Annotated in this window: 7 protein-coding genes; 5 read left to right on the top strand and 2 right to left on the bottom strand. The window is 59.2% G+C overall.

The genetic code is table 11. The annotated features are described in order from the left end of the window. Positions 1–216 precede the first annotated feature (216 nt). Positions 217–4,179, top strand: a complete 3,963-nt coding sequence (locus PLO63_03960; protein ID HOI73282.1) for an autotransporter domain-containing protein — start codon at positions 217–219, stop codon at positions 4,177–4,179. 49 nt (positions 4,180–4,228) lie between these two features. Here the strand turns inward: PLO63_03960 and PLO63_03965 are convergent, their stop codons facing one another. After that, a complete protein-coding gene (locus tag PLO63_03965) occupies positions 4,229–5,347 on the bottom strand; it encodes a DUF4185 domain-containing protein (protein ID HOI73283.1) in 1,119 nt (372 codons plus the stop codon). A gap of 626 nt (positions 5,348–5,973) precedes the next feature. Between PLO63_03965 and PLO63_03970 the strand changes: the two genes are divergently transcribed. Then, positions 5,974–6,513, top strand: coding sequence for a MucR family transcriptional regulator (locus PLO63_03970; GenBank protein ID HOI73284.1), 540 nt, complete (start codon positions 5,974–5,976; stop codon positions 6,511–6,513). A gap of 73 nt (positions 6,514–6,586) precedes the next feature. Here the strand turns inward: PLO63_03970 and PLO63_03975 are convergent, their stop codons facing one another. Continuing rightward, the gene (locus PLO63_03975) at positions 6,587–8,425 is read right to left on the bottom strand and encodes a tetratricopeptide repeat protein (GenBank protein HOI73285.1); all 1,839 of its coding nucleotides are present in this window, start codon (positions 8,423–8,425) and stop codon (positions 6,587–6,589) included. 424 nt (positions 8,426–8,849) lie between these two features. Between PLO63_03975 and PLO63_03980 the strand changes: the two genes are divergently transcribed. From PLO63_03980 to PLO63_03990, 3 genes are read left to right on the top strand one after another with little or no spacing between them, the layout of a single operon-like run. Next, entirely contained in the window at positions 8,850–10,757 is a 1,908-nt protein-coding gene (locus PLO63_03980; GenBank protein ID HOI73286.1) for a TonB-dependent receptor, read from the top strand. Between the two features lie 12 nt (positions 10,758–10,769). Further along, entirely contained in the window at positions 10,770–11,348 is a 579-nt protein-coding gene (locus tag PLO63_03985; protein HOI73287.1) for a YfiR family protein, read from the top strand. 4 nt (positions 11,349–11,352) lie between these two features. Continuing rightward, positions 11,353–13,728: an ATP-binding protein gene (locus tag PLO63_03990; GenBank protein HOI73288.1), complete on the top strand. Its 2,376-nt coding sequence runs from the start codon at positions 11,353–11,355 to the stop codon at positions 13,726–13,728. Positions 13,729–14,059: the final 331 nt, after the last annotated feature.

A 14,059-nucleotide genomic window follows, 5' to 3' on the forward strand; every position in this document is an offset into this window, starting at 1 on the left:
GAGTTCTCATTTGAGTTTTCAAAACGAAGAAGAACGATCGCGAAGACAAGGCAACCCTGCAGTGTCTGCCGCGACGAAAGATTCTGTCTATCGGTATGCTGAAAAGCTCGTTTTGTGACCGTTCGATAAACCGGGGGTAGAATTATGGATGTTCTTCATCTTCGGAAGCGCGTGGGCCGAAACGTCTTATTCCCGAGACCGGGGAGCCGGCCGGGGGTGCAAATCCTTTGCGCCGTTCTCCTCATGCTGGCCGGGACGGTCATGACGGCGCATGCCGCTACGAAGCTCGTCCCGGACACAAATTACTCCGATATTATGATGAACATTTATGACGACAGTTACGCGGACGATGATCCTTATACAAATCAAGGGATCATTAACGTCTACAGCACACTGGACAACTACGGCACGTTTCGCAATGAGCCGGATGCCCTGCTGCGCAACTACGGCACGCTGCGCAACGATACCGGCGCCACGCTGCACAACCGGTCGGGAGGCAGGCTGTTCAATGAATCAGGCGGTACGCTGATCAACAGTACGGGCAGTACACTGAACAACTCCGGCGAGTTCGTCAACAACAGCACGGTGACCAACTCCGGCGGGCTGGTCAACTCGGGCGATTTGACGAACAAGCTGCACGGGACGCTGAACAACGGCTCCGGTGCCACGCTGACCAACGATGCAACCGGGACGCTGACCAACCAAGGTACGATAAACAATTCCGGGACGTTGACCAACCTCGGCGTCTTTGGCGGCTCGGGAACCATCGTCAACGACGGGGGCACCATTGACCATTCCGGCACATCCATGTCCATCACGACCCTGGTCGTGAATACGGGCAAAACGGGCGTCGTCACCGGTTCAAGCGCGACCTCCGTCACAACGGGCAATGTGAGCGGCACCCTGAACCATACGGGGAGTGGCGGCATCTCTTTTACCACGCTCAACCTTGACGGCGGCGTCTTCAACAACAACGGCAGCGGCGGTGTGAGCATTGGAACCGCAGCCGTTGCCGGCGGCTTCACGGGCACCATCGGGGGCACGGGACCCGTCGGGCTGACCGCGGCCGCTGTGGACGGAACGCTTCATGTCACCGCGATTCTCTCCGGTACGGAATCCCTCACCAAGACGGGAACGGGCACCCTCATCCTATCCGGTGCCAACACGTATACCGGGGGTACGAACATCCTTGGCGGGACGATCCGTGTGGGCAGCGACGGCAATCTCGGCGACGCTTCAGGAGGGCTTACCTTCGGCGGCGGCACCCTCAAGGTGACAAACAGTTTTACGACGAACCGGTCCGTTGCGCTGGACAGCGGCGGCGGCACGTTTGATACGAACGGCAACAGCCTGACCCTGTCCGGGGTCGCCTCCGGCACGGGCTCCCTTCATAAAAGCGGCGACGGCACCCTCACGCTCACCAGAGCCAACACCTACACCGGGGGCACGACCGTGAGCACGGGAACGCTCGCCCTCTCGGGGGCCGGCACCCTGGGCGATGCGACGGGGAGTACAACGGTGACGGGAGGCACCCTCGATCTGGGAACGACCACCCAGACGCAGGCGGAACTCAGGCAGTCCGGCGGAACGGTGCAGAACGGAACCATGAATGTCACAACCTATCAGATGACCGGCGGGACGCTTTCGTCCGATGCAACGGTCTCCGCCACATCCAGCTTTGACATGCAGGCCGGCACGGTGGACGGCGTTCTATCCGGTACGGGCACCCTCACGAAAACAGGCCCGGGCGAACTGACCCTGTCCGGTACGAACACCTACACCGGCGGCACGAACATCAACGAAGGGACCGTCGGTGTGAGCAAAGACGAAAGTCTGGGCGACGCTTCGGGTGCACTTGCCTTCGACGGCGGCACCCTCAAGGCGACCGGCAGTTTTGCGACGGGCCGGTCCGTCACGCTTGGCAGCGGCGGCGGCACCCTCGACACGGACGGCCATGATGTAACCATAACAGGGGATATCTCCGGCGCGGGCTCCCTCGCCAAAGAAGACGGCGGCAGGCTCATTCTCACCGGCACGAACACCTACACCGGCGGCACAAGCATCAACGGCGGTACCGTCAGCGTGAGCAGAGACGAAAACTTGGGCGATGAATCGGGGGCGCTCACCTTCGGCGGCGGCACCCTCGATGTGACAAGCGGCTTTACGATGAACCGGTCCGTTACGCTCAGCGGAGGCGGCGGCACCATCGACACGAACGGCAACGACCTGACCATCAACGGGGACATTTCGGGTACGGGCTCCCTCACCAAGGAAGACGGCGGCAGGCTCGTTCTCACCGGTACGAACACCTACACCGGCGGCACTGCCGTCAACGGGGGCATTCTGCAGGGCGATGCGGCAAGCCTTCAGGGCGATATCACCAACAACAGCCAGGTTATCTTCGACCAGGAATCGACGGGCATGTACGCCGGGAGCATGAGCGGAACGGGCTCCCTCACCAAGGACGGCGACGGCACCCTCGTCCTTGCCGGCGTCAACACCTATACGGGGGGAACCTCTGTGAATCGCGGCGCCCTCGCCGTGGAAGGCAGCATCACGGGCGATCTCGCCGTCGGCGTATCGGGAACCCTCATGGGCAACGGCACGATCACCGGCAACACCGTGATCTCAGGCACCCTCGCCCCGGGGAACTCCATCGGAACGCTGACCATCGCCGGCGACTACACCCACAACATGGACGCCGTCTATGCCGTGGAAGTCGATGCGGCCGGCCGGTCGGACAGGCTCGTCGTTACCGGGACGGCCACCCTGAACGGCGGGACGGTATCCGTGCTTGCCGGCTCAGGGCAGTATTTCATGAATACGACCTACACGATCCTAACCGCCGGGACCGTTTTGGGTACGTTTGACAGCGTCACGAGCAACCTGGCCTTTCTAACCCCGTCGCTGAGCTATGACGCCGCAAACGTCTACCTGCTCTTGACCAGGAACTCCACCCGCTTCGCCGATGTGGCCCTCACCCGCAATCAGTTCGCTGTTGCATCGGCCCTCGATCGCGGCACTCCATCCGCCGCCGGCGATATGGCCACGGTGTACAACAGCCTCCTGGGGCTTTCCGCTGTGGGCGCAAGACGCGCCTACAACCAGATGGGCGGCCTTTCACACGCATCCCTCACGGAGGCGACCTTCTTCTCCTTCAACCGGTATGCCGGCGTCCTCTCCGGACGCATGGATGGCTTCGGCAAGGGAGGATCGCCGCTTGCCGGTTCGGGAAACGTGCTCCTGGCATTCCGGGAGGACGCGGGAAGCGATGCGGGAAACATCCTCTTGGCCGCCTGGAAGAGTGCCAGGAGCGAAAACACAAAGGAGAACGACGGAGATGGATCGCCCTGGGGACTCTGGGCAAAGGGATACGGCAACCTGGGGGAACGCAGGGGAGATGACATCCCGACAAAGTATGACTATCGCGGCGGGGGGCTGATCGTCGGCTTCGACAGGACGGTGAGCAAAACGTTGCTGCTGGGTGCATCCATCGGCTATTCCCGTACGACGGTGAACATGAAGGATCTGAAGGACAACATCCGGGTGGCGGGCTATCAGTGGGCACTTTATGCTGCATACGACATGGATCCCTGGTATGTTCAGGGCCTGGTCGCCTATGGTTACAACCGCTATGACACCGCCCGCAACATCGTCTTCGGAGCCATTGCCAGGACTGCCCATGCCGGCTATGGCGGTCACAGCCTGGGCAGCTATGGCGAGGCGGGTTACCGCTACCAGATCGGTGGGGTCAGTGTCATCCCGATGGTCTCTTTGCAGGCGGGATCGCTCTGGCGCAATGCCTTCACGGAGACCGACGCCGGAGCGCTCGATCTCGCCGTGGACGGCGACCGGATGTCGTCGCTGACCGGTTCCCTGGGGATTGGGCTGAAGAAGGAATTCAGGATGGAAAGCAGCTCCATCACCCCGGAGATCCGGGTCCGATGGCGCCGCGAGTTTGTGAACGGCGATTATACGATCGATGCTTCTTTTGCGGGTGATCCCGTTTCCACCTTCAGCGTCAGGGGTGACAGGGGGCGGCGGGACAGCGCGGCCATCGGTTTCGGGCTGAGCTGGGAGATCGACGAACACTTCCGTCTTGCCCTGTCCTATGATGCCATTTGGTCGGGAGACAGCACGGAGCATGGCGGGACGGCGGGAATCCGATACAAGTGGTGATGAACGTTATCAATAGGTGCGGTACCCTGCCGTCGATCCGTCATGCGTCTTAGCGGGCAGCGAACGGCTTCTTGTTTCCCTCACCTGTATCGGAGATTCGGACCCTGTTCACAACGGGCCGATAGAGAAACAGATTCCTGCGGATAAAACTCGTCTTTTTTTCGAAATCTTCATGCGAATTGCACACATACGTAACGACGAGGGTTCCGTTACGGGCGTATTCCGGATGTTCCTTGCCGGCGTAGCAGAAATTGTTTCTGTCGAAACGGGGACTGTCCCGGTCGACCTCGGGGACGGGAGCGAGGAGGATCCTCGGCACGGACCAGGGACCCTCCAGGGCGTCTGCCGTCCGGTACAGCATCCGGTCGCCGTTGTTCTGGAGCGACAGGTAAATGCAGATCCATTTCCCGATTCCCGGATGGTAGCGTAAGCTCAGCTCCGAGACGGCGGCGTCGAGGACGATCCTGACCTTCGCGGGCTTGAGTTCTTTTGTCCACCCTCCATCCGCGTTCAGGTATTCGATGGACCGGGCCGGATCGTCAATCCTTTCGACTGGGATGCGGGCCAGGATGTTGCCCAGGATGCTCCGTCCGTCCACCGTTGCACCATAGAGGGGGTAGAAATAGACGTGATCCCGGAAGGCCACCGCCGTAGTCGCAAATGCTCGGATTTCCTCCGGGATTCCGGGTGTCAGATCCAGATACTCCACGGCCCACCGGTTCGGGTCGGTCTCCCGGAAGTCTCCGATCCGGGCGAGTTTGTGTCCTACAATCCTGAATTGGAAAGGTCCCGGAAGTTCCGGGTCGGCCTTTACGGATAGAAGCGGCACGTAAAGGGTGCCATGGGCCATGAAGGGGGCCTGCGGCCACAGCCACTCCTTTTCCCCGAAGGAAGATACAAACTCCCCGTTTTTCTTTTTCAGGTGATAACGGATTTGAAATCCGGAGTCGTCTTTGCATGTTGAAACAGCCAGTGTGGTTCCCAGGACCACGTTCATACCCGTGCGATCCTGCCTTCCTTCCTGCTCTGAAACAAAGGAATCCCCGAAGAGCCACAGAATACGCCGGTCGTCCAGACGGATGGAATACGCGCCGTCCCCGCCGTACCATCCGTCCCCGTCGGGAAATGCGGGCAGGCATTCCGCCGGCTGGGAATACGGGTGGTGCATCTTCCCCGGGACGGCCGAACACGAAGAGAACAGGAGGCAAAGAAGCAGGGCAAGCCATGCAGCGAAGTATACCGGATTTTGTGCGGGTCGACAGGGTTTCATGTGTGCTTTTTTTCCCGGTAACGTTCCGGAACGGGAAGAAGGATGGCGGATATCCCGCTTGGCATGGTCTTTTCTTAAATCGCAACTTGACGAGTGCAAAAGGCGTTGCGGTTCCTCTTTTGATGATCTCACTGGATTGAAATGTACATGTCAAGCATAGCTTATATAGTATCGATGAACGAATACTAAATATTCATGACACTCGAACCCTGCCAGGGAAATGGCATCTTGTCCAATTCTTTCTATGTCGACTGAAAACATCCTTGGTCTGTCCTGATCATTATGAATACTTTGAGTGGATGTGGCGTCGCAAACAAAGGGAACAGAGTCTGACCGGTATTTGAATTTCCCCTGTAACCACTAAAATGCAATAATGGATATATGACATCCAAATGAATGGATGATTCAACAAAAGAGACGTACATTCTTTTATAAGAAATAAAGCAAAAAGGAAGATTGACAGCCAGGATAAAGCATGCAAAATGGAATAAAACGTTATTCCAAAGAAGGAGGATTCAGTCAAAATGGCGAACCCACTCGTCGAGTTAACAGCGGAAATTGTAATTTCCCATGCATCCAGCGCAGCTTTGACAAAGGATGAGCTTCTGGAAACCATAAAGGAAGTCTATTCCACTCTGGAGGCGCTGGAAAAAGGTGGTCCGGCCGGCGTGGCCGAGCCGAAAACAGCCGTCGTGGGAAAAGGAAAGAGGGGACGACCGAGAACCAAAGTTGCAGCGGAGAAGCCGGCGAAGCAGGAAAAGCCTGCGGAACCGGCGAAAGCTCCAGCCCCCCAAGGGCCGGTGTTGTCGTTTGAGGAAGCATTTCAGCCGGATGAAGTAGGATGCATGATCTGCGGCAAGAGGGGCATGAAAACCCTGAAAAAGCATCTGTCGACGGAACACGGGTTGAAACCCGGCCAGTACAAGAGAATGTTCAAGATTCCCAAGGATGTGGACCTGGTGGCCCCGAAGTATGCCGCCGCAAGGCGCCAGATGGCCATCGACCGGGGACTCCCGGAAAAGCTGGCGGCCGCCAGGGCATTGAGAAAGAAGAAAGCCGAATAGGCATCCGGATTCAGGAACGGCATTCACGGGAAAGGCGCAGGAGACGGCGCCTTTCCCGTTTTTTTTGCCTTCCTTACGGAGCGTGCTCCGTTTCGACCCCGAGGGCCGACAGGTTCTTCTTCGCCTCGAGATGATCCGGATTCAGGAGAAGGGCCCGCCTGATTGAAGCCGCCGCTTCCTTCCCTTTTCCTTTCAGTGCCTGGGCGACCCCCAGGTTGTTCCATGCATCGGCACTGTTCGGCCGCAGGGACACGGACCTCTCCAGGTGCAGGACCCCGTCGTCAATCCGTCCCTGTTTCACGAGAGCGATTCCCAGATTGTAATGGGCCTCTGCGAAGGAGGGATCGATCTTGAGGGCGGTTCGGTAATGCTCCAGCGCCTCTTCCGTTTTCCCGAGAGCAATGAGGCTGTTGGCGAGATTGCTGTGGGCCTGGGCCATTTCCGGCTTGAATTCCAGGGCTCTTCGGTACTGCACCGCAGCCTCTGCATGGGCTCCTGTTGCCATCAGCGTGTTCCCGAGGTTGTTATAGCCCTCCGCGTAGTGCGGCCTGATGAAAAGGGCCTTCCGGATGGCGGCGATGGATGCGTCGAAATTTCCCTGCTTCCTCAAAGTTGTGCCAAGGTTGTTGTAGGCGAGATAGTTGTTCGGGACGGCCCGCACGGCCTGTGAAAACAGGGTCCAGTCGTTTCTCCATACCTGCACCTGGCGGGCGGAGAGGGCCGATGGAACAAGGACCAGTGCCGCAGACAGGATCAGCAGGAGCGGCCGCCGGAGACGAAAAGCCGCCGCAAGGTCTGCGCCTCCCCAGACGAGGATGACGAAGACGCCGATCAGGGGGAGGTAGGTGTAGCGGTCCGCCATGGCCTGGGAACCGATATGCACCAGCCCGATAACGGGAATCAGGGTGCCGAGATACCAGAGCCAGCCCATGGCCAGGTATGGATAGCGGCGCCATCCGAACAGGGCACCGAGGCTGATGCCGACGAGCACAAAACCGCTTGCCAGGATGTCGCCGACGGGCCAGGCGGCCGGAAGCGGGTAGAAGACGGACAGGTCCTTCGGCCAGAGGGTTTTGACAAGATAGGTTCCGTACGAAACGACCGCATTGGCCAGCCTGGAGTCGAATCCGTACGTGTCGATCGGCACGAGGGCGCCCGACTTCTCCTGGCTCCAGACCGCTGCCGCGCCTGCCGCGGCGGCGAGCAGAATCAGGGGCGCTTTTTCCAGGATCAGAGCGGAGAGGGTTGACTGTTTCCATCGGGACGGCGGTTCGGGGGGCGGGCCGCTGCCTGCCACCCGCCGGAGCGGGTGGAAATCGATCAGAAGCAGGAGAAAGGGAAGCGTCACGATCATCGCTTTGGATGCCAGGCCCAGGAGAAAGAAGCAGCAGACGGCAAGATAGCGGACGGTTTCCGGTTTTCGTGCGTACCAGAGGTAGGATCCCATCGTCAGCATCCAGAACAGCCCGCACAGGACGTCCTTTCGCTCGGCGATCCAGGCGACGGACTCGACATGGAGGGGGTGAATCCCGAACAGGGCGGCCACCAGGGCGCTTTTCCAAAGGGAACCCGTCATGGACGACAGCACCAGGAAAAGAAGAACCGTCGAGATGGCATGGATCAGCATGTTCGTCCGGTGGTAACCGCCGGGTGCGGGGCCGTACAGGCGGTAATCCAGGAACAGGGAAAGCCACGTCACCGGATGCCATGATCCCCCGTCCGTGGCCGTCAGCATCCACTGGATGGATTTCGCGGTCAGCCCTTCTTCGAGGCGGGGGTTGTCCTGCACGTAGAGGCTGTCGTCATAATTGATGAAATCATAATGCTGTACGGGCCAGAAAACGGCCAGGACGAGCAGGAAGAGGGCAAGGCCGGCAAGGATCTTTTTCACTCCGGATCCCGGTGGATACATGTCTTCTCCCACGATTGGAAAAGCCTTTCGTACATAGGCCTGGCAGCCTGCTTTCATGAATGGAGCCGGGTTTCTCGAAAACGACGGCCGGCGATGAGGTGCGTCAGACCCGGCGCCGTGTCTCCTGTACCACATGTCGAGGCGGAATGCCTTCGCCCGACACAAAAAAGCGGGGCCGTCCGGACGGACATGCCCGACCTTCGGGGCGGTATCATTCTTGCTGTGAACGGATGGGGATGTTCTGGTACACGCATGAAAACATCCCTCGAAAGGAATGAAACACATGATGAAGCCGCATGCAAGTGGTCGCTATTCATCATATTTCCTTATAAAACAGATAATCTGCAGTGTTTGTTTCCTTTTTCTGCTCGCCTCAGTCGTTCCGGCATGGGCAAGCCAGCAGCCTGACGGGCCTGCCGAGGATTTGACGGCCAGGAGCCTCACCGAGCTGATGGGCATCGAGGTCGAAACGGTGTACGGGGCGTCCCGATTCATGCAGAAGGTCACCCGGGCGCCGTCGTCTGTCACCATCGTCACGGCGGAAGACATCCAGCGCTTCGGTTACCGGAACCTGGCGGATATTCTCTCCGGTGTCCGGGATTTCTACGTAAGCAATGATCGCAACTACAGCTATATCGGAAGCCGGGGCTTCTCGCGTCCGGGGGACTACAACACCCGCTTTCTGCTGATGATCGACGGGCATCGCCTCAACGATGGCATTTACGAACAAGCGGCCATCGGAAACGATTTTCCCCTGGATGTGGATCTAATTGACCGGGTGGAGGTGATTCGCGGTGCCAGTTCCTCCCTTTACGGGACCAATGCCTTTCTGGGCGTCATTCACGTCCTGACGAAGAAGGGACGGCAGTTGAACGGCATAGAGCTGTCCGGCGAGGCAGGGACGCAGCACACCTTCAAGGGCCGGTTGACTTGGGGCGGGCGTTTCGACCAGAGAGATGCGGAAGTCCTGCTCTCTGCGACCCGATCTCGCAGCAAGGGCAGCAGGGAGCTTTTCTATCCGGAGTTCAACAGCCCGGACACTTCCTACGGAACCGTGCACGGTGGAGACGGCGAGGCCTATGGAAACGTTTTCCTGAACCTGTCGCACGGATTTTTCAATCTCCAGGGCGCATTTTCAAGCAGGAAAAAGGACATCCCGACAGCGTCCTGGGGGACAGTCTTCAACCAGCCGGGGACGAAATCCGTCGATGACCGGGGATATGCCGATCTGCGTTTCGACCGGACCTTCGACAACGGGCTGGGCCTCCTGGCTCGTCTTTATTACGACCATTATCGTTACGACGGGGATTACATCTTTCCGTACGGTCTGAACAGGGACCAGGCGATCGGCCAGTCCTGGGGCGGGGAAGTGAAGGTCACTGGTGTGCTCTTCGAGCGCCATCGGCTCGTGGCGGGCGTGGAGTACACGGATCATTTCCGGCAGGACCAGATGAACTGGGATGAATTCCCGCGAGTCGACTACCTGAACGAGCGGAGGTCGACCTACCAGTGGGCGGCCTACCTTCAGGACGAGATCAGGTTACTGCCGGGCCTGCTTCTTAATCTGGGCGTCCGTTATGACCACTACGGCACGTTCGGCGACACGGTCAATCCGCGGCTGGCGCTGATCTACGCCCTCCGGGAGACGACTCATGTCAAGCTCCTGTACGGCCAGTCCTTCCGGGCACCCAGCGTCTACGAGCTTTATTACAGCGACGGCAACATGACATCGAAGGCCAACCCGGACCTCCAGCCCGAGACAATCACGTCCTGGGAGCTGGTCCTGGAGCAGTATTTCCCCGGACAGATCAAGCTGTCGGGTTCGCTGTTCCACAATACCACCCGGAGCCTGATTGCGCTCCAGACGGATCCGGCGGATGGTCTGCTTGTCTTCCGGAATGTGGACAAGGTCGAAACAGTGGGAGCCGGCCTGGAACTCGAAAAACGATGGAGCAATGGAATTCGGGGACGCATCGCCTACACATTCCAGGAGTCTGAAAACAGGCTGGATGGAACCGTTCCGGTCTCATCCCCTCGTCACCTGGCCAAGATGAACCTGCAGATCCCTTTTCTGAACGAGAGGATCGTCCTGTCGCTGGAGGAGCAGTATGCAGACAGCCGCCGGACGGTCACCGGAACCGATGCGGCCCCTTATTTCCTGACCAGCGTCACTCTACTGGGCAAGGGATGGATCAGGGGCCTGGAGGGATCGGTCAGTGTGTACAACGTGTTCGACAAGCGGTACGAAGATCCTGCATCCCAGGAACACGTGCAGAACACGATCACCCGGGACGGACGGGAATTCAGGGTCAAACTGACGTATCGCTTCTGATCGGAAAGAAACATGTCCGGAAATCGTACACCCAGGCTCATCGTCTTCATGCTGACGGCATGGATCGTCCTGGGATTCCTTTCCTCTCCGTCCGCCACCCTGTCCGAGGAAGGGCCTGTCCGCGAATACGATCTCAAGGCGGCCTTCCTGTACAACATTCTGAAGTTCGTCGACTGGCCCGACGAGGTGCAGGCCCGTCCCCATCTGGTCATCGGGATTCTCGGGGAGGACCCCTTTGGGGCCTCCATTGAGGTGCTGAGGAACAAGATGATCGGCCGGCGCATCGTTGTGATCCGCAGGGGAAGCAGCGTCCAGGCACTAAAGCAGTGCGACGTCCTGTTCATTGCGCGGTCCGAGTCGGAGCGGGTGGAAAGGATTGTCCGTTCCGCCGTGCCGATGCATACGCTGGTCGTGGGCGATACCACCGGGTTTGCGGAGAGGGGCGTCATGGTCAACTTCTTCCTGCTGGATCGGAAGGTTCGCTTTGAAATCAACTTGGAAGCCGCCAGGCGCGCCAAGCTGACCGTAAGTTCCCAGGTGCTGAAACTGGGGCGAGTGATCCGGGAACAGGGGATTCCCGCGGAAAGATAACGTCATGCCGTTCGATCGCTTCCAATCGATGCCCATCCGGCAGAAACTGATCGCCGTCAGCCTTGTCACGATGGTTGTCGCCGTAGCTATCATGTCGCTCTTCCTTCTTGTCCGCGAGATCGTGACGTTCCGGACAACTTTCCTCGATCGGCTCACGGCGCAAGCCGACATGGCCGGATACAGCGTCAAGGCGGCGCTGGCATTCGATGTCCGCAAGGATGCGGAGGAGGCCATCGCCGCCCTCGGTCTCGACCGGAACATTCTTTCCGTGGCCGTCTACGACAGGCAGGGAAGGATTTTTGTCCAGTACAGCAGGAACAAGTCACAGGACACTCCTGATGTGTCGGGAGTGCCGAATGAAGTCTTCGACTGGTTCGGGGGATTTGTCCAGATTGTCGAGCCCGTCGTTGTTGACGGCGAACCGATCGGGTCGATCATGATCCGGTCAAGCCTGGTTCCTTTCTACAACCGCCTGATCGGTTATATCATCCTGAGCTTGGTCGCGATGCTCATCGCGGTTGCCATCGGCTTCGGCCTGGCGACCCTTCTAGGCAGGCTGATCGCCCGGCCGATCCTCCAGATCACCGATGTCATGAAGCTCGTCGCGGCCCGGAAGGATTTCAGCCTGCGTGTGGAATCGGATTCAAAGGATGAGATCGGATTCCTCGCGGGGAACCTGAACGAGATGCTGTCCAGGATCCAGGTCCGGGATGAAGAACTGGAGGAGCATCGCTACAACCTGGAGAGGCTGGTGCAGATCCGGACCGATGCCCTGGAGAAGGTGAACCGGCGCCTTACGGAGGAGCTCCGGCACCGCAAGCAGACAGAAGAGGACCTCCTGCGGCTGGCAACGGCCATCGAGCAGTCCGCGGAGGGGATCTACCTGGCGGATCCGAACTGGATCATTCTGTACACGAATCCCGCCTTCAACAGGATGCTCGGGTTTGAACCGGGGGAACTCATCGGATGGCACACGCGGCTTCTAAAAAGCGGTATGCACGACAGGACCTTCTACCGGAACATCAAGGAGACCCTGGCCCGGGGAGCGGTCTGGACGGGGAGGGCGTTCAACAAACGGAAGGACGGGACCATTATTCCGGTCGAAGCGACCCTGTCGCCGGTCCGGGACGGAACGGGGCGCATCATCAACTATGTAAGCAGCCATCGCGACATCAGCGTCCAGGTGCAGGCGGAAGAGGATCGGCAGGCACTCCAGGAACGCCTGCAGCGCTCCGAGAAGATGGAAGCGCTTGGCACATTGGCAGGCGGTGTCGCCCATGATCTGAACAACGTCATCGGAGTCCTGGTCGGATACTCGGAGCTGCTCCTGCTGAAGAGCCCGGAGGGCAGCCCTCTGAAGACCTATGCGGAGCAGATTCTTCAGGGTGGACAGCGGGCGGCGGCGATCATCCAGGATCTCCTGACTCTGGCACGGAGAGGGGTGACGGTATCGGAGGTGCTCAATCTCAACCCTGTCATCACAGATTTCATGAGATCCGCCGAACTGGAAAAGATCCGGTCCTACAACCCGCGCGTCCGGCTCGATATGCAGCTGGACCAGGGACTGCTGAACATCCGGGGGTCCAGTATCCACCTGACCAAGACCCTCATGAATCTGCTTCTGAACGCCGTCGAGTCCATCTCCGGAGAGGGGAAGGTAACGGTTCGGACGGAAAACGTGTACCTCGATGTACCTCTTCCGGGATATGAGAGTACGAAGGAAGGCGAGTACGCGGTCCTGACGGTAGCCGATTCAGGGGTCGGGATTCCGCCGGAGGACCTGGACCATATTTTCGAGCCTTTCTATACGAAGAAAGTCATGGGCCGGAGCGGAACCGGGCTGGGGCTGGCTGTTGTATGGGGCACGGTCAAGGACCATGACGGGTATATCAACATCAGGAGCGAGGTCGGCAAGGGGACCACGTTCATTCTGTATTTCCCCCTCTGCCGCGATTCCCTTCCCGAGCAGAGGGAAGCCGTTTCCCGGACGGAGTACGAAGGCCGGGGGGAACGGATCCTGGTGGTCGACGATGTCGAGGGGCAGCGCAGCCTTGCCGTTTCAATGCTGGAAAGCCTTGACTACGTGGTTCATGCAGTTGCCAGCGGCGAAGAAGCGGTTGAATACCTGAAAACGAATCCAGTGGACCTTGTGGTGCTGGACATGATCATGGACCCGGGATGGGACGGATTGGAAACCTGGCGGAAGGTCATCAGGCTGAATCCCCGCCAGAAAGCGATCATTGTCAGCGGGTATGCCCAGACGGAGCGTGTGCGGGAAGCCCAGGCACTGGGTGCCGGTGCTTACCTTCGCAAGCCGTATGTCATGGAACAGCTCGGGATGGCCATCCGCAGGGAACTGCTGCGGGCGCCGGAGATATAGCAGGCACCCGTTCCACCGGAGGCGGGATCGGAGCCTTGAGGATGCAGGGCATCCGGAGGCGGTCCCGATTTCCCGGGGCTCTTAGCTGGACCGGTTTCCGTCCGGATCTGCAATATTGTGTGTTGCCGCGTGTCGAAACGTGATAGAGACAGCGCCGGTAACCGTTTCACAATCTTCCGGGAGACTTCCCGCTTCGTCCGTGACCGTGCGACGAGAAGCGGACGGTTGCTGGAGGTCAACCTGTCGTCGCCTGACCCCGTTGCAGCGGAATGTAAGGCGGGATTGCCGAGATAAAGAGGAACCAATCGGCCCCCGTGTTTCGGGGCTGGAG

The sequence above is a fragment of the Syntrophales bacterium genome (assembly GCA_035363115.1).
GTDB lineage: Bacteria > Desulfobacterota > Syntrophia > Syntrophales > PHBD01 > PHBD01.